Annotated in this window: 19 protein-coding genes and 1 pseudogene; all 20 read right to left on the bottom strand. The window is 47.4% G+C overall.

Annotation, left to right across the window (positions count from 1 at the left end):
- Position 1: 1 nt before the first annotated feature.
- The 20 genes and pseudogenes from WMO31_RS07235 to WMO31_RS07140 all read right to left on the bottom strand — a co-directional run bounded on the left by WMO31_RS07235 (position 2) and on the right by WMO31_RS07140 (position 20,225).
- Positions 2 to 829 carry a DUF6674 family protein gene (locus tag WMO31_RS07235; protein WP_227700743.1) on the bottom strand — a complete coding sequence of 276 codons (828 nt, stop codon included), beginning with the start codon at positions 827 to 829 and terminating at the stop codon, positions 2 to 4.
- Positions 830 to 834: 5 nt separating this feature from the next.
- On the bottom strand, positions 835 to 1,644 hold the full coding sequence (locus tag WMO31_RS07230) for a PcfB family protein (protein ID WP_173728710.1): 810 nt from the start codon (positions 1,642 to 1,644) through the stop codon (positions 835 to 837).
- Complete coding sequence (locus WMO31_RS07225) at positions 1,628 to 3,010, bottom strand: relaxase/mobilization nuclease domain-containing protein (RefSeq protein WP_173728708.1); 1,383 nt, start codon at positions 3,008 to 3,010, stop codon at positions 1,628 to 1,630. Before WMO31_RS07225 ends, WMO31_RS07230 begins: the two co-directional genes overlap by 17 nt.
- Positions 3,001 to 3,339 (bottom strand): plasmid mobilization protein, encoded by a 339-nt coding sequence (locus WMO31_RS07220; RefSeq protein WP_055194935.1) that lies wholly within the window; start codon positions 3,337 to 3,339, stop codon positions 3,001 to 3,003. Before WMO31_RS07220 ends, WMO31_RS07225 begins: the two co-directional genes overlap by 10 nt.
- Positions 3,336 to 3,467, bottom strand: coding sequence for a DUF3789 domain-containing protein (locus WMO31_RS07215; RefSeq protein ID WP_082425124.1), 132 nt, complete (start codon positions 3,465 to 3,467; stop codon positions 3,336 to 3,338). The genes WMO31_RS07220 and WMO31_RS07215 overlap by 4 nt, the downstream gene beginning before the upstream one ends.
- Positions 3,468 to 3,604: 137 nt before the next feature.
- The gene (locus WMO31_RS07210) at positions 3,605 to 4,675 is read right to left on the bottom strand and encodes a YodL domain-containing protein (RefSeq protein WP_227700744.1); all 1,071 of its coding nucleotides are present in this window, start codon (positions 4,673 to 4,675) and stop codon (positions 3,605 to 3,607) included.
- Complete coding sequence (locus tag WMO31_RS07205) at positions 4,672 to 5,640, bottom strand: DUF3991 and TOPRIM domain-containing protein (RefSeq protein ID WP_173728706.1); 969 nt, start codon at positions 5,638 to 5,640, stop codon at positions 4,672 to 4,674. The genes WMO31_RS07210 and WMO31_RS07205 overlap by 4 nt, the downstream gene beginning before the upstream one ends.
- 1 nt (position 5,641) lies before the next feature.
- Entirely contained in the window at positions 5,642 to 5,965 is a 324-nt protein-coding gene (locus WMO31_RS07200; protein WP_173728704.1) for a hypothetical protein, read from the bottom strand.
- Positions 5,966 to 5,996: 31 nt separating this feature from the next.
- Positions 5,997 to 6,299, bottom strand: a pseudogene (locus WMO31_RS07195) (DUF3848 domain-containing protein); the annotation flags it as partial.
- A 93-nt stretch (positions 6,300 to 6,392) separates the two neighbouring features.
- Positions 6,393 to 7,022: a CatB-related O-acetyltransferase gene (locus tag WMO31_RS07190; protein WP_191868110.1), complete on the bottom strand. Its 630-nt coding sequence runs from the start codon at positions 7,020 to 7,022 to the stop codon at positions 6,393 to 6,395.
- Between the two features lie 88 nt (positions 7,023 to 7,110).
- A complete protein-coding gene (locus tag WMO31_RS07185) occupies positions 7,111 to 7,545 on the bottom strand; it encodes a GNAT family N-acetyltransferase (RefSeq protein ID WP_173728700.1) in 435 nt (144 codons plus the stop codon).
- A gap of 23 nt (positions 7,546 to 7,568) precedes the next feature.
- Positions 7,569 to 7,952, bottom strand: coding sequence for a GNAT family N-acetyltransferase (locus WMO31_RS07180; RefSeq protein ID WP_055194945.1), 384 nt, complete (start codon positions 7,950 to 7,952; stop codon positions 7,569 to 7,571).
- Between the two features lie 63 nt (positions 7,953 to 8,015).
- Entirely contained in the window at positions 8,016 to 8,435 is a 420-nt protein-coding gene (locus WMO31_RS07175; RefSeq protein WP_155219394.1) for a nuclear transport factor 2 family protein, read from the bottom strand.
- A gap of 17 nt (positions 8,436 to 8,452) precedes the next feature.
- The gene (locus tag WMO31_RS07170) at positions 8,453 to 9,079 is read right to left on the bottom strand and encodes an alpha/beta fold hydrolase (RefSeq protein WP_173728698.1); all 627 of its coding nucleotides are present in this window, start codon (positions 9,077 to 9,079) and stop codon (positions 8,453 to 8,455) included.
- A gap of 136 nt (positions 9,080 to 9,215) precedes the next feature.
- Positions 9,216 to 9,527 (bottom strand): DUF6664 family protein, encoded by a 312-nt coding sequence (locus WMO31_RS07165; RefSeq protein ID WP_155219387.1) that lies wholly within the window; start codon positions 9,525 to 9,527, stop codon positions 9,216 to 9,218.
- A 155-nt stretch (positions 9,528 to 9,682) separates the two neighbouring features.
- On the bottom strand, positions 9,683 to 15,670 hold the full coding sequence (locus WMO31_RS07160) for a helicase-like domain-containing protein (protein WP_227700780.1): 5,988 nt from the start codon (positions 15,668 to 15,670) through the stop codon (positions 9,683 to 9,685).
- Positions 15,671 to 17,478: 1,808 nt separating this feature from the next.
- Positions 17,479 to 17,778, bottom strand: a complete 300-nt coding sequence (locus WMO31_RS07155) for a TnpV protein (protein ID WP_244093019.1) — start codon at positions 17,776 to 17,778, stop codon at positions 17,479 to 17,481.
- An 897-nt stretch (positions 17,779 to 18,675) separates the two neighbouring features.
- The gene (locus WMO31_RS07150; RefSeq protein ID WP_173728692.1) at positions 18,676 to 19,617 is read right to left on the bottom strand and encodes a hypothetical protein; all 942 of its coding nucleotides are present in this window, start codon (positions 19,615 to 19,617) and stop codon (positions 18,676 to 18,678) included.
- A 23-nt stretch (positions 19,618 to 19,640) separates the two neighbouring features.
- Complete coding sequence (locus WMO31_RS07145) at positions 19,641 to 19,895, bottom strand: hypothetical protein (protein ID WP_173728689.1); 255 nt, start codon at positions 19,893 to 19,895, stop codon at positions 19,641 to 19,643.
- 18 nt (positions 19,896 to 19,913) lie between these two features.
- On the bottom strand, positions 19,914 to 20,225 hold the full coding sequence (locus tag WMO31_RS07140; protein ID WP_055282132.1) for a hypothetical protein: 312 nt from the start codon (positions 20,223 to 20,225) through the stop codon (positions 19,914 to 19,916).
- Positions 20,226 to 20,286 lie beyond the last annotated feature (61 nt).

Genomic DNA, 20,286 nt, shown 5'->3' with positions numbered 1-20,286 from the left:
TTTACCTCTCTTTTGATAGATTTGATTTTTGCGGGTGCGGGACGCTAATCTGCCCCAACGCCTGTGCTGTGCGGTTTTCTTCTTTGGAAGCGGTCGGCTCGCTGCGCTCTGTTCCTTTTTCTGCTTTCGCCGCCGCCCTATATCTGCTGAGATTTTCTTTTACAGACGATTTCACACGGGAAACTCTGAGCTTATCCGCCGTATCCATCGCCTTTTGCTCCAAAGACGCAAATCCTTTCTGCGCTTTTTCAAATAAACGGGACAACCTTGATAATACGCCTTTATCACTCTTGGAATGTTCCGCTTCCTTTGCGGCTTTTCCCATAAACAGCAGCCCCATATTTTTCAAATGCCCCTTTGCGCCCTGAAGCTCCGTCTGCATAGCGGACAGTTTTCTTGTATCCTGCGCCATATCCTTTGACAGTTTACCGAACATCGAGGACAGCTTATCCAGCGCTTCGGGGATTTTCATTGCCCTGACCGACTCAGCAATGGCTTCCCTGCCTTTTTCCCGGAACGCCCGCACAGCGTTTCCGGCTGACTGGATCAGATTATCCTTCATCTTTTTGACTGCGGAAAATCCCTGACGGATTTTGCTCTCCGTTTTTTCCACAAGGGTATGGCACTTGCTCCGCAGCGTGTTGTTGTGGATCAGATTGATTTCACGGCGCATATCCTGAAGCTCGCCGAGCATTCCTGTCAGCGTTTCTTCCATACCGCCGATATAACTTACCAGCGACTGCACCTCGTTTTTCTCTTTCATCAAGCCGTTTTTATCGAGCGTGTCTAAAAGTTCCACGATCTGCGGGTGTTCCTTTAGTTGATCCATTTCGCTCACCTCTCTTTCGACTTCTTGGATTTCTTCGGCTGCCTGTGAACGGTTTGCCGATTGGCTTCAGGGGTTTTCGGCTTCTCTTTGGAAGCCTCCGGCACAGTACGCTCTGCTTCCTTTTCCGCTTTGGCAGCCGCCTTGTATCGGTCGAGCTTTTCCTTGACCGAAGGCTTCTTATCCGCTGCCTTTGCGACACCCTTATCAGTGTGCGTACCTGTCGTTTCTAAGTCTCGCTCGGACAGAGGGCTTTTGTCCGTCTTTGCGACCGAGGGGTTTTGGTGGGAATTTCCCTCCTTCTGCATTGGCTTTCCCATCGCTTCCTCCACGATGATCTCGCCCCTTGATTTCGTAGGCACTTCATTGGCAACCGCTTCACGGTCTGCCACATCTTTTTCCGCTTCGGAAACAATGGAAGCCTTATCGACTTTACCAAGTTCAAAGCGGTCGGAAATACGCTGGATTTTCGCAGCGTCCTCCGCACGGGCGATAATATCGACCATCGCCGTATCGCTCTTGGTATTTTTATCACGCAGAACGCAGTAAAGGACGCCGTATCGTTTTGCCTGTTCGGTAAACTTCGGCAGGTCTTTCTGCTGGAACGAAAAGACCTTCAGTTCCTTGCCGGACTTAATCATATTGGTAAGCCGTGCTTTCCCCCGTGTCTTATTCGACTGGCTGATCTCCTGCTTCAGCACGGAAGCTAACAGAATAGCGATATTCTTCGCCGCCGAGCCTGTGAGCCGGACAGCCACTTCAAATCCTTCAAGCGACAGCCTGACGATTTGTTCTGCTGCGTCACCGCCGTTGTTCATAGTTTCGGGACTCCTTTCTTTGAGATTTTTCTTCCTCTGCTTTCACTTGCGAAAGGGTATCGGCAATTACGCCTGACCGCTTCGCAATCCCGTCGCAGAGCTTTACTTCTTTGCGAAGCTCTTTCAAGCGTTCGGAGATAGCTGAAATTTTCATCTTTGCCGCCGACAGCCGTTCATCTGATATATCTACCTTTCGTATTTCATTTCGGAGATGTGTTCTGTCGGCGGTAAGGGTTTTGATTTCGTCCTCAACCGACCGCTTATATGAAAAAAGCTGCTCGTCCGTACCGATCTGGTGCTTGCCGAGCAGCGTTACCTGTTTGGTGAGTTCGTCCATCTTCATCAGATCGTCTTTGAGAAGATAGTGAAGCCTCGCCGTATTCTGTTGTTTCTGATTGTGCTTCGGAAGGTAGCCGAGCCGATAGCAGTAGTAGAGATACAAGCCATACAGACCGCCGACCTTTTGGATTTTGCTTTCTCTTGTGGGCAGGCGGTACTGCCGGACAATATAGGTCTTTGGCTGGAACGGCTTGAACACAATATTATCCCGATTAGCAATCAGCCTTTCAAGGATTTTCTCTTTGGTGTATTCCTCGCCGAGCCGGTAAGTCCGTATCGGCTTTTCGCTGCCCTTGGGTGTAACCGTCGCATACTTGCGGTTGGGACTGAAATTTGAGTGGTAGCCCATCACGCCCAGTTCATATTGGAACTGCCGCAGGTTGCGGCTCATCGCAATCGCCTCGTCAATCGCTTTTTTTGCGTTGTTGTATCGGGTAGGCATACCCGCCTCGTCCTTCATCGTAAGATAGGCGGGCGATCTGTGCAGCTCCGGCTTTTCTACAATGGACAGCTTATGTTCCAAGCAGATCTCATCGGCGATATGGCGGAAGTAGTACCAAGACTTTTCTTTGTCTTTCAGCCGCTTCCCATCGGCAAAGGAAACGGAGTTGATGACAAAATGGCAGTGGAGATGTTTCGTGTTCAGATGGGTAGTAACGACCACCTGAAACCGCTTGCCCCACATCTTTCTTGCAAACTCCATTCCGATCTGCTGCGCCTGTTCGGGCGTGACCTCGTTTTCCTTAAAGCTTAGATACCCGTGATACGCCTGAATCCCGTCCGTCTTGCCGAACTGTTCCTTGACGGTAATGAACTGGTCACGAGCCATCGCCACATTGCAGTTGATCCCGTCACAGAAAAACTCGTGTTCCGTTTTCTCCTCGTCCTTCGCATAGGCAAGCACATCTTTGAGCGCCTGATAATCTTCGGCAGAATATTCGGGGTTGGCGGTCTTTTCAGGATTGGTCGTATAGTCCAGTACCTGACCGAGCCGGACGCTTACCTTCCAAAGCTTTGTTACTGCCATTTCAATCCGCTTTTTTCAGGGCGCAGAAATTCACGCTCAATCGCCGCCTGAAACTTGTGCCACCTCAGCGCCTCGTTCTTCAGCATTTGCGAATCCACAAAGCCGAGGGCGTTCGCTTTAATGGCGAGCTGATTGATGTTGTTGCCGATAGCGGAAAGCTCCCGCATAGCGTCATAAAATCTCTCGTCCGGTTTTTCTCTCGGCTCATAGCCACGAAGCAGCAGTCGAATCAGCGCCGCTTCGGTCAGGCAGGCTTTCTTTGCTTTCTTCTGCAAGTCCTGTGCTTCCGCCTTTGAAAACCAAAACTGTTTTTTGACTGTTCGTTTCACAGTTCCTCGTCCTCCTTTCGGATATTTGGTGTGCGGCTGATTCGGTTGATCTGCATAAGACACATAATCATTACGCCGATAACGCCACCGAGCAGGAAGCCTATCATAAAGAATAGAAATTCGTGCATAGTCAAAATCCTTTCCTGTATTGGGGTATTAGGGGCAGCCCCTAACGAGCTTTTACTGTTTTTGCCCGATAGGAGTAAAAACAGTCTGCTCGCTAAGCTAACGCAGACCTGTCGGGCTGCCCCGTTTTTCCTGATATTTATCGTTCTTTGTCCGCCCTGTTGGGCTTAAACGGCTCGATCTCAATCCCGTGTGCGGTTTCGTGGAATCGCTCAGGATACCGAAAAAGCCGTTTGTATTTCAGTAGTTGTTCGCTCGATAAGCTGCTGTATTTCTCATCGACGACATTGGAACGGGCAATAAAAAAATCGCCGTGAATGATGTCGGCGACCTCTCTTGAATCTTCCATTAAGAAGCATTTTTCAATTTTCCAACCGTCCTTACCGCCCATTTCGTCCGCCATCAATCCCTCCATTCTCAGGCACGGATCAACACCGTCCAAAGAAGCGCCGTAGATGGAATAGCCGCCCATACGGGACTGGAATGCCTTGTTGTCCGAGCTTACTTCATAAGTCCGTTCAAATTCGCTGTACGGTTTTTTGAAGGTATCGGCGGTAAAAACGATATGTGCGGTAAGGTGCTGTCTGTTGTTTTCCGCTTCCCGAAAAAGGGATTTCAGGTCGCTGTAACTCATCTGTGTGCGCTTCGGCGGCTGGTAGACCGCCCGATTCATCGGCAGCTTTTCCTGCTTCCCGTCACGGTTGCAGACGATAGCGGCGTCATCTTCAAAGGGCATATACTCGTCTAAACCGCCCCCGCCGACCAGTTCTTTCATCGCTTCATAGGTGTTCGGTATCTCTTTCACAATCGGAGATTTGCCGACCGGAACGAGCAGGACAGAGATTTTCTCCTGCTCGGCAAGCGATAGGAAGCGGTCGCTGACCTGCGTCTTTTCCGGATCAAAATCGACCTTCTGAAAACCGAAGCTGTCGCAAAAGTGGAAGTAGCTTTTTCCGGTATTCCCGTCAATGATCTCCACCACATCGGATACGGACATCGACCGCCCTTTATATCCTGCGGGGTGTTTAAGATTGAAAATCTCATAGAGTTTTTCCAGCGTGAAGCAGTTTACTTCTCCCTCGAACACCTTATCATAGAGGCTGCTGTCGATTTCTGAGCTGCCCTGAAATTTTGGAAGGCTCTCGTAATTCATAAAGGCGACATTGTTGGCGTCACGCTTCATATTGATCTGATAAATTCGTACATTCAACGCTCATAGCTCCTTTCTTTGGATTTGTAGATTCCAAGCTGTATGCAGAGGTAATCGTTATAGTCCTTGCCTTTCTTCGGCGGCTCGTCAAAGACTTCATACTTATTTCCGAGCAGCTCTTTTAAGGTTTTGGTACAGAGCCTTCCCGTTTTGTCATTGTCCAAATGCAAATGAATCGTCTTGATAAGCGGATTTTTCTCAAGGAAAACGGAAAGCGCAATCGGAATTTTACTGTCTTTGCTCTCTTTCTTCGGCTGATACACACCCGAAAGAGAGAGCAGATTTTCCGATTTATAGTCCTTACCCTGAGCTTTCAGCAAAGTGGCATAGGACAGCAAATCAATGGCGGCTTCAAATAAATGCACCGACTGGCAAGGCTCTTTTGCAAGCAGGCGAAAGGAATATTGCTTGTCGCTTCCGTATGCGTCTCCCTTAAAGGTGCTGCTTCCTAAACCACGGTAGGCGGCATACTTTAGCGTCCCTGTTTCGTCCTTCCCGACAAAAACCGCATTATGATAGCGCCCGTTGCTTTCAAAAATCACACCGTCCGCAATACACTCCTGAATAATCTGATAGTCAATGCCACGATCAAAAAGATACTGCATTACCCGTTTGCTGTCTTGATATTTTTCCGGCAAACGCAGTGCCTTCGGCTCAGTTTTTTCTTCTTTTTTCGGTGGCGGCGTCCACTTTGCCAGTTCTTTTCCCGTTAGGATTTCCACTGCGTCCATAAAAGAATAGTTCCTGACTTTTATCAGATAGTCAAGCGCAGTATAGCCGCCGAAACCTTGCGACCACCAAAACCATTTGCCATTTGAAATCTTTAAGCTGTCGTGGTCAACGGTACGATATACATTTCTCGTTCCTTTGACTTGTTCAACATTATCCGGCTCCATCCTTCTTAGATAAGTTAAAAGGTCGATCTGCCGAGCCTGTTCGACCACTTCCGGCGGAATATATGGCATATCAGATCTTCCCTTTCCTGAGAAGCTCTGCGACTTTCTCAATGGAATCTTCCATATCTTCAACTTCGGCATTCATCAGCCATTCGTCCCAAGACAGCTCCAAGACATTTTTCGTTTTCATAAGGGAACTTACCATTTCAGGCGGAAGCTCCGTATTCTCCACATAGTCGTACAGCTCGCACATAAAGGCAAACTGCTTATCATTTGTGATGATTGTGACCTGCGGCTGGCAGAGATACCGCTTCACATATCTGATCAATTCTCTTTCAAGCTGGCACTGCAACACCAGCATATCCGCACGGATTGTTTTTAATTTACACACCATTTTCTCACCTGCTTTCTCTGTTTTTGTCTCGTTTGAGCACATCATTTGCCCTCGTTTCGATGGAATCACGAATGGTATCCATATGCTCCACTTCTCTGTCCCTGAACTCTTTATAGACATCGTCAAGAGGGCAAGGGGAACGAAGCAAAGCCTTTGCCTGTTTCGGAGAAAGCTCCAGTTCTTCCATACACATCACGATGTCCTCTCTCATCGTGTACTCGTAGGTATGATTCAAAATTTCCTCCGGCGGCTGATTAAGCAGCCAGTCTCTGTACTTGTCCTGCTCGGCTTTCATCTTATCGTAGAGCAGGGCGTTGTAGTCTGTTTCGCCCATAAGCGAACACCTCCTTAAACAAAAATATAGCCGCCTGATTTTTTGTAAAAACCAAGCGGCTATGTAAAGGTATTTGTTATTCGGTAAGTCCCATTACTTTAGATCATCAATACTTCCTGTTTGAATGGCGGAAATATTTTTTTTAATTTTTTCATCCGACCAATCCCACCATCTAATACTCAATAATGATGATATGGTATCTTCAGAAAATCTCTTTCGGATTTGTCGTGCGGGTATACCGCCTACAATCGTGTAAGGCGGCACATCTTTCGTTACTACTGCACGAGTCCCAACGATTGCTCCGTTACCAATGGTAACACCGGACATAATAACAGCTTCATATCCAATCCATACATCGTTACCGATAACAATGTCTCCCTTATTATCCCACGAATCTGTCACATTGCTTTTGTCCAGTTCCCATTCTTCAAAAAACAATGGGAAAGGGTAAGTAGACAATGACTTCAAAGTGTGATTAGCACTTGTGAAAATAAACTTCGCACCACACGCAATAGAGCAAAACTTTCCAATAATTAGTCTGTCGTGATTGATTGGATAGTGATACAAAACATTGTTTTTTTCAAAATCCGTTGGAGCATTTACAAAATCATTATACATCGTATAATCGCCAACAATAATATTAGGATTTTTTACTACGCTTTTTAAGTATACCGTTTGTTTGTCCCCGGTACGAGGATAGATTTTTGTCTCCGAAATAGTCATTATTAACCTCCTGATATTTTATTTTAGACTATTTCGGTTACTACAATACAACGCTTCACCTACAAACCACCTCTTTCAAACCAATCGTTCATTTTATAAATTGCATAGGTGTATATCGCATACCATCCGAAAGTTGCTCCGTATCGGTATCTACGAAACCCAGTTTATGATAGACCGGAACTGCATACGGAGAAGAATTTACTGTAATGGTTTTGCTTGAACTATTTTCTCGTAGGAAGTCCCACAACTTTCTACCAATGCCTTGTCTTTGATACTGTGCTTTCACAAAAAAGCAACAGATATGCTTCCGGTTTTCGTTTGTTGCGATAACTCCCTTTAGTTCTTCTTCGTCATAAGCGCCCCAAAATTCTAATGTTTTGATGATCTCTTTGTTCTCAATAAAATCCTGAAACGACTTAACTCCTTCTTCAGAATAATCGGGAGCCTCAAATTGTAAAAAAGTTTGCCAAATCAAGTCAATGGCATTTGTAATTTGAGTATCATCTATTTTTTTGACTTCCATACTAAGCACCTCGTAAATTTTCGTTATGACCGTTCCTTTTCGATCACATAGGATTGCAAGCTTCTTTTGCAACCATTCTTTTCGTAAAACTTTTCTATCCCCGGCTGCGCTCCAAAATACAGCATAGTAGGGGTATTATCCTTTGCAAGTTGCAAGAGTTTACTGCCGACTCCCTGTTTTTGATATTCAGGAAGGACGAGCAACTCTGTAATCGTACCGAAATAATATCCGTCTGTAAGAATACGCAAGCAGCCAATCAGTGCCTCATTTTCATAAGCAGTAATATTGATTGTCTGAGACAATGCACACTGTGTTTTTTCAATATCATAATTGCCTTGCCATACTTGTTTGACGAACGCAATAAAGGTAAATGCGTCCAGTTTTTTATCATCTACTATATATTCCATCTTTCTGTCTCCATATTTCCTTTATTAAATTCGTGACGGAAATCTACCACGATAATCAACATATCAAAACCAATTTGCCTTTTCATCTCTAAATCGAGGTTGATCGCCATATTGATACGGATTATAGTTATTACGGTTGCAGCCAAATTCTTTTAAAGACTTAATTTTGTTATCATCCGTCCACTCTACAAGTGAAATGCCGTCAAATTCTTCTATGCTTCCAGCGTTCATTTCATTTTTGAAGTACCATTCCACGATAGTCTGATTACCTTTATGGAAAAACTGCTTAATGTCCCAAATAAGGACTTTTCCCCGTGTATTCCACTCATTAAACCAGTGCTTAACAGTTTTGCGATCCTGATATTTTGGACTCCAGCTTTCCGTATAAACCACATCTTCTGTAAAAATATCATCTATGCCCAAATCCTGTTGTTTCAGCCACATATCAAACCATAACCGGATAATTCTTTCTCTCTCATTCATTATTAAAAACCTCATCTCTACCTCTCTGCCCAAAAGTCTTGCAAAACACGAACTAACTCATTCGGATTATCTTTGTTTACTTCGTGACCGGAAGCTTCCACAATGACCAGCTTGCTGTTTTTCATTGCTTCGTGAAACCGCTTAGCACTCTCCATATTCGTTTTATCCTTTGCGCCGCAAAGAATAAGGGCGGGACAATCAAGCGCTGTCGCCGAATCCATAAAATTGAGATCAACCATTGATTTGCTCAAACGAATAAAATCTTTTTTGCTTACGCCCATATTCTGAAATACGGCTTTGGGCATAAATCTAAATACAATATTTTGAAATTTCAGCAGTCCTTTCGGTATCTCAAACGGCGTTCCGATCAAAACAAGAGAGTTTATTTTTTTCGGATACTGGATAGCATAATTGAGCGCAAGCAGACCGCCGAGGGAAAGCCCGCAAAGATTTAGTTTGTCTTGGTAAGACTCGCACAGCTCGCTGAATGCCTGATATACTGTGGGATAGTCTAATTTCCTGCCTTTTGCAAGGTCAAATAAATCAGGAGCGACAGAGGAAATTCCCCTCGTTTCCAACTCATTTTTAATGGTATCCCAATCCTTACTGTTTTGTCCCAAGCCGTGAATCAAAATATTTTTCATAGGAAAATAACCTCAGTTTTCTTGACATTGACTCTCAAAGAGCCACTTTATTATATCACAGCACTATGTCTTTTTCCACCTTGCCGTGATAGATATAGCCGCCTGATTTTTGTAAAACCAAGCGGCTATGTAAGTTTTATTCTACTGTTTTTTTGATTTCCATTCCGTCCATCAGCCCCCGCATATAACAAATGCGGTATTCTTCCAATACAACATTGTTTTCTGCAAGCAGGTACTGGATTAAAAGTTCGCATTCTTCTTCGGTAAGAGCAGATGGCTTTTCCAAATCCAAGACAGCATTGAGTTTCTCGTTTTGATGTTTAATCTTTGCCGCCTTTTCCTTTGCAGCCTTCAATTTCTCATCACGGGAACGGGCTTTAGCGATTACCTGAGACAGCATACTTTCAAGATCGCTTTCAAACAGTTTGATAGAACAGTTTTCTTCCATCGGGTTTTACCTCTTTTCTTTATATGATGTCTCATATTATAAAGACAAATCATTGCCCGCACAAGGAAGCCACAGTTCTATTTTTACTGACACAGCAGTTCAGAGAACTTACTATGTAAAAGCGGTATGAGACTTCTCCCATACCGCTAAGAAGGTTATCGCTCATAAGCTCTTTCCTTTGAAACGGGTACGCTGTCGCCCTCGTCCGGCGCACCGTCCACCAGTTCATTTTCCCGCTTGTCTACATTGAGCAAGCCGTTAAGGACATTGAGCCGATTTGTCTTTTCGGTCAGTTCTTCTTCCTTGTCAAACGGTTTTTCCACCTCTGCTTTCGCAGTAACGAATTGCTGTTCGAGGGTTGAAAGCTCCCTGCTTTTTGCCTCCAGCCGTTCAGGGATTTTCTCAATGGCATTGTCGATTCGGGTAATGTTGCCGATAGCGTCCGTGCCTAAAGAGACGGAACGGGAAAGGCTGCCCTTGATTTTTACCTGATAGGCTTTCTCAAAGGTATCAAAGGAAAGCTCCAAATCAAAGCCTCTGTACTTGCCGAGAGGGATGGGATCAGGCGAAGTCATTTCCTTGCAGGCGTCAATGATTTTCTGTCCGCCTTCCGCTTTTTCGGAATAAGAAACACCCTTAACCTCAATCCCTACAAAGGTATCGTCCAGAGGCTTCGGGTGTTCTTTTGCAAGCGATATGTCTTTTTCCAGCCCCGCAATCGTCTCTTTCGTCCGAGCGATTGTTGTCGGGTAGTATTTGATGATCTTGTCCTCCAGCTCATATTTTTCGGAGAGATAGTTGGACTTCAAAAGGCGCAGCTTCTGCACCTGAATATCCAAATCCATTTTCTCTTTTATGTGCGGATTGTCCGCCGCAAGCATTTTGATCTCCGCATAAGAAAGAGCAGTAGCGTCCACATCTTCACAGGAACGCACGGGAGATTTGCTTGTCATAATCTGACTTGCGAATTTCTGCTTGCCCTCAACGAGCTGCCAGCAGTATGCGTCAAAAGTCCCTTCCGTAACATATCGGTACAGACCGACCTTCAGGTTTTCGTTGCCCTGCCGCACCGTCCGTCCGGCACGCTGCTCCAGATCGGCAGGTCGCCACGGGCAGTCAAGGTCGTGGGAAGCAATAATCTTGTTCTGCACATTCGTACCTGCGCCCATTTTCTGCGTGCTGCCCATCAGGATTCGCACTTCGCCACGGCGCACTTTTTTGAACAGCTCCTGCTTTTTCGTCTCAGTATCCGCCTCGTGGATAAACTTAATTTCCGATTCGGGAATACCACGCTCGATCAGCTTCTGTCGTATATCCGTGTAGACGGAAAACTCGCCTGCACCCTTTGGAGTGGAGAGGTCGCAAAAGAGGAGCTGCGTCAGTTTTTTATCACTGTTTTCCTCCCATATACGGAACACCTCGTTTACGCAGGCGTTGACTTTACTGCCTTCCTCATCGGGTAACATTGGATTCATCATTCGCTGGTCAAGGGCGAGCTTCCGCCCATCGTTTGTGACTTTCAGCATATTGTCCACGCTGGAATCCACATTGCCGCCCCTTATCTTTTCGGCTCGTTCGCCGAGAGAGGCGACCATATCTTTTTGCACCTGCGACGGCTTCACGGCGATGTTGTGATACTCCACTTCCGGTACGGGAAGATCGAGCATATCCGCCGTTTTGATGTCCGCCACCTGCTTGAACATCGCCATCAGTTCAGGCAGGTTATTGAATTTCGCAAAGCGTGTTTTCGCTCTGTATCCTGTTCCTTCGGGTGTAAGCTCAACTGCCGTGACCGTCTCGCCGAACATCGACGCCCAAGCGTCAAAGTGCTGTAAATCGTGTTCTTGCAGCGTCCGGTACTGCAAATACCGCTGGATCGTATAAAGCTCTACCATTGAGTTCGAGATCGGCGTACCCGTCGCAAACACAACGCCACGCCCTCCGGTAATCTCATCAAGATAGCGGCATTTCATAAAAAGGTCGGAAGATTTCTGCGCTTCCGTCTGAGCGATACCGCCTACATTCCGCATTTTCGTGTAAAGATACAGATTCTTGTAATAATGACTTTCATCTATGAAAAGCCTGTCTATACCAAGTTCTTCAAAGGTTACGACATCATCCTTTCTTGATTGATCGTTCAGCTTTTCCAGCTTCGTTTGCAGGGATTTTTTCGTCTTTTCAAGCTGCTTGACCGAAAAACGGTCGCCACGGTTTCGCTTTATATCCGCAATCCCTTCGATAATATCGTCAAGCTGCTGCTGTAAAACAGCCCTCTGCCGTTCAATCGAAATTGGGATTTTTTCAAACTGCGAGTGACCGATAATCACAGCGTCATAATCGCCCGTGGCAATCCTGCCGCAGAAGCGTTTTCGGTTTTTCATCTCAAAGTCTTTCTTCGTAGCGACCAATATATTCGCCGCCGGATAGAGCTGCAAGAACTCCGCCGCCCACTGCTCCGTCAAGTGATTCGGCACGACAAAGAGGGATTTATTGCAAAGTCCGAGCCGCTTGGATTCCATAGCGGCAGCAGTCATTTCAAAGGTCTTGCCTGCACCCACGGCGTGTGCTAAGAGGGTATTCCTGCCGTAAAGGATATGGGCGACCGCATTTTTCTGATGTTCCCGAAGCTCAATTTCGGGATTCATTCCACTGAAAATGATATGGCTTCCGTCATACTCACGGGGACGGATACTGTTGAACTTGTCGTTATACAGCCGCACCAGCTTTTCCCGTCTTGCGGGATCACGCCATACCCAATCCTGAAAGCCCTGCTTGATCAGCTCCTGCTTAGACTGGGCGATAGCCGTTTCCTTTTTATTGAGAACAGCTTTCTTTTTGCCTTCATCATCTTCCATATAGTCAAAGACACGCACATCTTTCATATTGAGCGTATCTTCGATAATTTTGTAGGCGTTTACCCGCTTTGTGCCATAGGTATTATAGGCTTTCAGGTTTCCACGGTCGTAGGATTTTCCCTCCACATTCCATTCGCCTGTCAGCTTTGAATAATGGACTTTGATGTTCCACTGTGCATATCTGGGCGTATCCAAAAACTCGTACATAAACTGCTGTGCGATTTCTTCCGGCAGCCAAGTCGTGCCGAGCTGCACGAAAATCTCGCTGGCAGTCAGGTCTTTCGGCTGTACCTTTTCGAGCGCTTCCACATTGATTTTGTAATCTTCGGGGTAGACCTCTGCGGATTTTTTCGCCCAAGCGAGCTTTTCTCTCACATTGCCGGAAAGATATTCGTCTGCCATCAGGTACTTTCGCTCGGTGCTGTTTCCGTAGCCGTACATCGGGTTTAGGAAGATAACGCCCTTTAATTCCTCATAGATTTCCTGCTCGGTCTTGCCCGTAAGGGAACACATATATTCCATATCCACACAGGCTTTTTCGCCCATAGATACAGCAAGCGCTTCGCTGGCGGTATCCACCGTGGTAACGGGTGTATGGGGCTTGATCGTCCGCTTCGTGAACATATCCGCCTTGCGTTCCAGCTCCCCGTTTTCGTCCAGTACCTCCAGTGCGGAAAGCAGGGCAAAGGAGCTGTCCTGCGAAAAAGCGGACACATTCGCACGGGAATTGATCAGCCCGTACTTTTTGGAAAAGGTGTCGTAAAGCGCATTTAGCTTCTGCTGTTCCTTTTCGATTTCATAATCGGGATAATCGGCAATCTGCATTTCAATCAGGCTGCGGACACAATCTCGAATGACAATCATACCCTTAATGCGGTTTTCTGCCGTAGCGGAACACTCCACCGGCGTCATTCGGGAATTTTCACGGTAATAGATTTTATCGTCCACAACCGTATAGGAAAAGTTGCGGACTTCGGGATCGGCGGGAATGGAATTATCTTCTTCGGTCAGTTCCTCGTCCACCTCGTAATCCGTAATCTCTGCGTGGATATTGGAAATGGCTTCGTCCAAAAGCTCGGCAAGGTCGGCGTTTTCGTAAGGGACAACGGTATCTTCCTCGCCGAATCTGCCGGATACGGTTTTCCATTCACCAAGTACCATTTCGGGATGATCGACGAAGTAGGCGTTCATCTTCACGCCGTTTTCATCGGTGTTCAGGTGTACCCATTCAGGCTCAAGGTCAATAAGCCTGTCCCGCTTCTGTAATATCAAAATATCCGAAACGACCTCCGTTCCGGCGTTTCCCTTAAAGGTGTTGTTCGGCAGTCGGATTGCGCCGAGAAGGTCGGCTCTCTGTGCGATATACTTCCGCACGGCTGGATTTTCCTTATCCATTGTGCCTTTGCTTGTGATAAGCGCCATCACGCCGCCCGGTCTGAGCTTGTCTAAGGACTTCGCAAAAAAGTAGTCGTGGATTAAAAAGTTATGCTTGTTATACCTCCTGTCATTCACTCGAATATCGCCGAAAGGCACATTTCCGATCACAGCGTCAAAAAAGCTGTCGGGGATATTTGCTTCCTCAAACGGCTGCGTCGCTATCGAGGTTTTCTGATAAAGCTGCTGTGCGATACCCGCCGAAATCTTATCAATCTCCACGCCGTAGATTTTGCTGTCCTGCATAGACTGGGGCAGCATACCGATAAAGTTGCCGATACCGCAGGAAGGCTCTAAGATATTGCCCTCCCGAAAGCCCATCTGCTCCATTGCCTTGTAGATCGAGGAAATGACAACGGGCGGGGTGTAGAAAGCGGTCAGGGTGCTTGCCCTTGCGCTTTCATACTCATCGGGAGAAAGGGCGGTATAAAGCTCGATAAACTCGTCCGCCCACGAGGGATTATTTTCATCAAATGCTTCTGGAATACCGCCCCAACCGACATACTGTGATAGTATCTCCTGTTCTTCGGGCGTTGCAAAGCGATTGTCAAACTCACATTCCTTCAGCACATTGATTGCTGCCATATTTCTGCGGAAGCGTTCTTTTTTGCCTGTTTCCGGAACTTCGTGGGAAGCAAGGTCAAAGGTGTGCCGTTCGGACAGCGGGATTTCAGGGTGCAGATCAAAGGTCTGTACCCGTGAGCGCTTCGGCTGGCTGAAAGTAGGTGTGAATGGCTCGGCTTCTTTCTGCTCAGGCTGTTCGACAGAATTTTGTTCTGCTATTTCAATTTCCTCATCAGACAGATACACAAGATCGTTAAAGGAAAGGCTCTGCAAACTCCTTTCGATCATATCTTCAAGAGAAGAAAACTGTTCGCTCCTGATAACTTTTCCGTCTACAAGGGTTTCAAGCCGGTAATCCACAAGATTAACTCTCGCCTGAATTTCGTGCTTATCATCTTCGGTTGTCGTATAAGCAAGCTCCACATTGGAAAGGTCTGTGTAATCCGCACCCTCGTCACGCTCAAACTCCTCACGGCAATACTCATCTATGAGCGCTTTTGCCGTATCCAGTTCGGAAACAGATTTCTTGACCTGTTCCAAGTAGTCGTTTGCCTGCCACTCGCTCTTAAACTCCTCGCTGACGCCCTCATCGTCGATATAGATCGCTTCCGTCAAATCGTCCCAAATGGCATAACCATCATCGGTTTCAATGACGAAAAATCTCTCGTCGGGCGGGAGCGTATTTTCTGCCGCCCTGTCGTTTGCAAGATAGGGCGAATCAATGATTTCTACGCCTTTCGGTTGCGGATCAAGGCTGCTGATAAAATCCTGCGGTATAGTGTTCCCGTCTTTATCCTTATAGAAAACGACGGTAAAAGGAACACCGTAGTAATTTTCTTCCTTTATATCCTTTTCAAACTGATAGGGGCTGGTATATTCAACGCTTTCCCGCACCGTCCCGTCCGTATGCAGATAGTCAATCCTGCCGACCGGCTGCGACTGCACCGGATCTTCCTTATTGGTCGATACGATGTTTCGGGTGCTGCGCTCTCCGCTTTCCAAAGAGCAGACCGCCACATCAAAGCCACGGTCAAGCAGCATATTGACATAGGTTTCCAAGCGGTTTGCCGGAAAGCCGCACATCTGTGTTCGCTGATTGCCGCCGATAGAACGGGACGCAAGATTCAGCTCCAGCGCTTCGCTTACGGTCTGTGCGTCCGCACCGTAGGCTTCAAAGAAATCGCCCATCTGATACAGAACAAGGCTGTCGGGATTAGCACTCTTGATTTCGCTGTACGCACGATAAGTGTCCGTAAAGCTGCTGCGCTCGTTCTGCTGAACAAGCCGCATAAAGTTGTCCTTGCGCTCCAAACGGGGCTGCGGATTTTGCACAGAGCGATCCATCAGCTCCACATTCCAGTCATCTACCCGTGTGATTTCAAAAGGCTTTCCGTCCAAATACACTCTGTCGCCGACTTTATAAGCGGCAGAGAATAACGATTTTTGCTGTTCCCGTGCTGCCGCCTGCTCAATCCTTGCCACTACATCTTCGGGCAGACCGTCCACATAGTAATGGATTTCGCCCTCGCTGCTGATATGGGCAATCGTTTGGTAGTCGCCGTTTTCCTCAACGGCTCTGTTCCAGACGGTAAGACCGTTTCCAAGATACCCCATACCAATGTCAAAAGCAGGCGCTTCAGCCGGATCAGCTTTTTCCTCCGGCTGAAGGTAATCGCCGAGTCCTTCGCTTCGGACAGCCTGAATATAATCGTCTTGCAGGATAGTGTCGGGCGTGACAACTGCCAAAACCTTGTTTTCCATATCCTCCTCAAAAGAGTAGGACGGGCTTAGATCACGGGGTGTAACATAAAACTTTTTAATATCCCCGTCGTAGCTCTGAACAGCCTGCTGGAACTTCCTTAAATCCCCGGCAGTAAAAATCTCCTGCGTTACCCAATACATCTCATCGCCGTTTACCAAAGAAGTTTCTTTGAAACGCATATGGTGGGGAATGAGCTTTTCAAACTCGATAGAATTGAAACGAGGCTGCTGCTCTGCAACCGCCGCCTGATTCGTTACCTTCAGGTGGTCGTTCATCGGGTTTTCCCGCACTTTGCTGTCAAACTCTGCTCTCTCCAATTCCTTTTGAAACAGCGGATACTGCATATCGTGAAGAACGACACGCTTATCATCAAAAGCAAGAATTTCGTATTCGTCAGCGCCGATATATACCGTATCGCCGAGATGATAGGCATACTGCGCCTCCTGCTGCGGCTCGTTTTCAGCCGCCTGCACCGATTCCCGTTCGGGTGGAGCAGTGGAGAGGATTTCACGGTTTTTCTGTTCTTCGGCAAGTTCGGCTCGGCGTTCCTCCTGCTTTTCAAGCCACTGCGGGTAAATCTCTTTTTCCTTTGGATTGAGATAACGGTCGAGGCGTATCAGTTCGGCAATCCGCTTCTCTACCTGATTCCAATTCAGCCGGATATGCGGCTTATCGTCCCCAATGCCTTTTGAGATCAAAATGCCTTTCCCGTCGTGCTGCTCGTCAATGCCTGCGCCGACAATAACAGGATAAGCGCCGCCCCAACCGTATTCGTCTTTCAGAAAATCGGCGTTTTCCTTTGTGGACAAGCTTTTTTCAAACTGCTCATAGATACGGAACTTTCCCTCAGATATGCCGCTCCCACGGGTGAGAACAGCGTCGATAATCTCCTGAGAAAAAGAAAAAGCAGAGGTTTTTTCCTCTGCCTGCATATCCAAAAAGTTCAGTTGTCCATCTACGGAAGGTAACGGCTTCATCGTATCCTGCAATTCGCCGAGCAGCCGCATTGCTTCAAAATGCTGTGCGATTACGCCCCAATCATAGAAGCTCTGCTTTGTGCGGGACAGATAGCTACCCTCCCAAAGCTGAAGCACATTCTGCCAAGTTTTGTACCCGACTCGCCGCCCGTCGCTCAAAATCAGTTCAGTATAATCGTTATTGAAAATACCCTTGATATATTCGGTACGGGCGGCGTTATCGGGATTGCTTTCATAGAAAGCACGAATTTCCTCTTTCGAGGCTTTCAGGTGGGGCGTTGTACCGAGGATTTCACGAATGGTATCGTCCCCGCCGAAAAACGGCAGGCTCTTATCTTCGTTGCTTCGGTCGTAGTAATCTAAGCGAAGATGACCTCCGCTTTCACGATTTCCTGCACTCTGTTCCGCAGATTGTTCATTCCCTGCACCCACTTCATCATATCCGCTGCTTTCAGGCTCTCGGTCAAGCCCTCCTGCACCGCCATCTGCTTCATCAGGGTTTCTTCCAGCTTCATCGCTGTCTGCTCTGTTTCCGCCAAATGCTGTGTCAGGGTGCAGCTCGTCAGAAGATTGTAATACCGGATTTTGTGATGTTCTTTGAGAAATTTCCGTCTCATCTGAGCGTACCTGCCCAAAGTTACCTCCGGCTGCTCCGGCATTGTCAGATCGGGAAGATTGTAATCGCCCTGCATTGTATAAGTCAGCTCGTTCATTTTCAAAGCTCCTTTCGCTCTTATTTTCAGCCTTATTGTATTCCGGTTTCTCTCTGTCCGCAATGATGCGATTTTGCCTTTCAAGGGCAAGAACAGTACGGGAGATTTCCCCAAGCCCCATCTCCGCAATATCGCTTGACGCAATACCGAGGGCGTTTAAGGCTTCCGGCGTATTGAAATTTGTAATGACAGAGAAATCCTCCGCTTCAAAAAACGGCTCGGTATCTATCCCAAGCCTTGTCATCATCATATACGCCACGCTGTTTGTTACCGCTTTCTTATACATAGCGGTAATCATATCTTCCGAAAGACCGTAGAGGAAGCTGTCATCTGCGGCATACATCAGATCGCCCAGATAGTCGGGGATATTATCCTCCACGGCGTTTTTAGCGGCGCTCAGAACTGCGTCCGCAAGGCTTTCCCTGTTTTCCAGCTCGCCGAAGGTGTTTTCAAGGGATTCGATCACATCGTCCGTATATTCCGGCTTCATATCCCAAATCGGAACGGGGCGGGAGTAGCGGCTTGCGTGGGTATCGGAAATATCGAAGTAATGGGTTAAGCGCTGCCTGCTCCGGTCGGCGTCCTCAAATACGGCGATACCCTTTGCGCCACGGTTTACCCAACGCCCGAATTTGTCGTTCCAGCGCTCGATCTCCAGCACTGCCGTTGCGTCCGGTCTTTGGGCGTAGATGAGAAGCTGCTCGTCAAAGCGCAGACGATAGTTCCGGCAGGCGCAGCGCAAAAAGGCTTGCCAGTTCTGAACATCGGACACAACAGCGTGTGCGGTACGGCGGTACAGCTCGGAAATCAGGTCGTACTTTCGTGCCATCGGTTATGCACCTCCTATCTTTCATAGTCTTTCTGTTTCGGTCTTACGGGGATACCGTTTTTATCATAGCTTTTCGGATCGGCGGCAGGGGTATCCCAACCAAACATTGAACCTGCCTTCATCGCCTCTGCCTGACCTTTTGACAAGCCGAGCTTTTTGTTCATCTCATTCACAAGGGCGTTTGTTTCACTGGGCTTGCCGCCCTGAATATCCGTGCGGTAAAATCCGCTTTCGCCCTTTTTGACAATGCCGACGCAGTTTTCCGTCTGCACGAACACATAGCACTGCTCCGGCAGAGAAGAACGGAGCGGAATCACGGTATTGCCGTTTTGCTCCATCCGCTCGGCAAACTCGCAGATATGGTAGAGGTTGCTGCCAACCTCTAAATGATAGTCGTCAATATATCGGCAGGTGCGGTCAAGCTGTTCCCCGTCGCTTAAAGTGATCCTGATTTTATCTCCATCGGGGATTTTGAATTTTTCTTTGTAATCCGGCGTGATAAAGCGGATTCCACGGCTCGCCTTTTCCATATGGCGGTCAAGCCATTCCCGCACATAGCAGTAGCAGTAAAAATTGTAGTCCCCACGGGCAGGATTACACCGTATCAGGAAGCTGTGTTTTTCGGTATCGGCACGGAAACCGTACTCGGTCGCATAGTTGCCCTGAAAGGCGCTGTCGGGATATTTCGCCGCATACTGCGCCATAGTCGTGCGGCTCTTTAACAGCCCGTATTCTTCCGAACGCAGGGCGTTGATAACCTCGTCCAGCTCGCTTTTGAACTCGTCCGTTTTCAAATCCCGCCTGTGATCAAACCAAGAGGAAAAGAACTCTTTGCCGCCTGCGCCGAAATCGCCACGAAGATACCCGATACTTCCGGTCTGTCCCTCGATCTGCGTACTCTGCCTGTAAGTGTATTTCTGCTCGTCCGTATGAAGCGGTCGGATTGTAAAAGCCATTTCTGTCTGCTCCTTTCCTTTGCCTAAATCGTGTTTTCCTCTGACTTCTGCTCATCATCAGCGCCTCCCAAATAGGAAAAGAGCCTGTTTTTTGCGATCTGCTCCTGAAGCTCTGTGATAACCGTCATATCGGAAACGGATATATCGGGAATTTTCAAAATGCTTTGCAGGCTCAGCGCCTTCAAATCCTTTTCGGTTTTACAGCCGGAATCATAGAGCTTCGCCAGCACCTTTACTTTCTGCTGCAAAGCGGTGTTTGCGCTTTTCTTCGCTGCCATTTTCTTTTACCTCCCATCTTAGCTTTTAGCGTAGTCGGAATAGACACGCTGCATTTTGTGTCTTGCCCTGCGTACTTCGGGGGAGCAGCCGAGTTCAGGATATTTTGCCTGAATCTTCTGTCTTGTCCTTCGGATACTCTCAAAGCAGGGGATACCGTAAGCCTTATAATTGCTCATCACATCTTCAAAGCTGAAATGGCTGATACCGTGGGTATCATAAATACACGCCTTGCTGACGAGCAGATACAGCTTCATATCGTCATTTCGTGCTTCGGGGTGTTCCTTTAACACCGCAAGCACTCGGTTTTCAATCGTTTTCAGGTTTCTCATTTAAGCCTCCCAAAATAGAAAAAGGGGCGGAGTTTTTAAGCCCCGCCCCCGCAGAAGTTCT

Origin of the sequence: Ruminococcoides intestinale (assembly GCF_040095935.1) — a bacterium.
Lineage (GTDB): Bacteria > Bacillota > Clostridia > Oscillospirales > Acutalibacteraceae > Ruminococcoides > Ruminococcoides intestinale.
This window is presented reverse-complemented; position numbering and strand designations above follow the sequence as displayed.

Coding starts and splice junctions, on each gene's coding strand:
- WMO31_RS07235 (WP_227700743.1), bottom strand. CDS start 829: ATGGATCAACTAAAGGAACACCCGCAGATCGTGGAACTTTTAGACACG.
- WMO31_RS07230 (WP_173728710.1), bottom strand. CDS start 1,644: ATGAACAACGGCGGTGACGCAGCAGAACAAATCGTCAGGCTGTCGCTT.
- WMO31_RS07225 (WP_173728708.1), bottom strand. CDS start 3,010: ATGGCAGTAACAAAGCTTTGGAAGGTAAGCGTCCGGCTCGGTCAGGTA.
- WMO31_RS07215 (WP_082425124.1), bottom strand. CDS start 3,467: ATGCACGAATTTCTATTCTTTATGATAGGCTTCCTGCTCGGTGGCGTT.
- WMO31_RS07205 (WP_173728706.1), bottom strand. CDS start 5,640: ATGCCATATATTCCGCCGGAAGTGGTCGAACAGGCTCGGCAGATCGAC.
- WMO31_RS07200 (WP_173728704.1), bottom strand. CDS start 5,965: ATGGTGTGTAAATTAAAAACAATCCGTGCGGATATGCTGGTGTTGCAG.
- WMO31_RS07190 (WP_191868110.1), bottom strand. CDS start 7,022: ATGACTATTTCGGAGACAAAAATCTATCCTCGTACCGGGGACAAACAA.
- WMO31_RS07185 (WP_173728700.1), bottom strand. CDS start 7,545: ATGGAAGTCAAAAAAATAGATGATACTCAAATTACAAATGCCATTGAC.
- WMO31_RS07180 (WP_055194945.1), bottom strand. CDS start 7,952: ATGGAATATATAGTAGATGATAAAAAACTGGACGCATTTACCTTTATT.
- WMO31_RS07175 (WP_155219394.1), bottom strand. CDS start 8,435: ATGAATGAGAGAGAAAGAATTATCCGGTTATGGTTTGATATGTGGCTG.
- WMO31_RS07170 (WP_173728698.1), bottom strand. CDS start 9,079: ATGAAAAATATTTTGATTCACGGCTTGGGACAAAACAGTAAGGATTGG.
- WMO31_RS07165 (WP_155219387.1), bottom strand. CDS start 9,527: ATGGAAGAAAACTGTTCTATCAAACTGTTTGAAAGCGATCTTGAAAGT.
- WMO31_RS07160 (WP_227700780.1), bottom strand. CDS start 15,670: ATGCGGCTTGTTCAGCAGAACGAGCGCAGCAGCTTTACGGACACTTAT.
- WMO31_RS07155 (WP_244093019.1), bottom strand. CDS start 17,778: ATGCCGGAGCAGCCGGAGGTAACTTTGGGCAGGTACGCTCAGATGAGA.
- WMO31_RS07150 (WP_173728692.1), bottom strand. CDS start 19,617: ATGGCTTTTACAATCCGACCGCTTCATACGGACGAGCAGAAATACACT.
- WMO31_RS07145 (WP_173728689.1), bottom strand. CDS start 19,895: ATGGCAGCGAAGAAAAGCGCAAACACCGCTTTGCAGCAGAAAGTAAAG.
- WMO31_RS07140 (WP_055282132.1), bottom strand. CDS start 20,225: ATGAGAAACCTGAAAACGATTGAAAACCGAGTGCTTGCGGTGTTAAAG.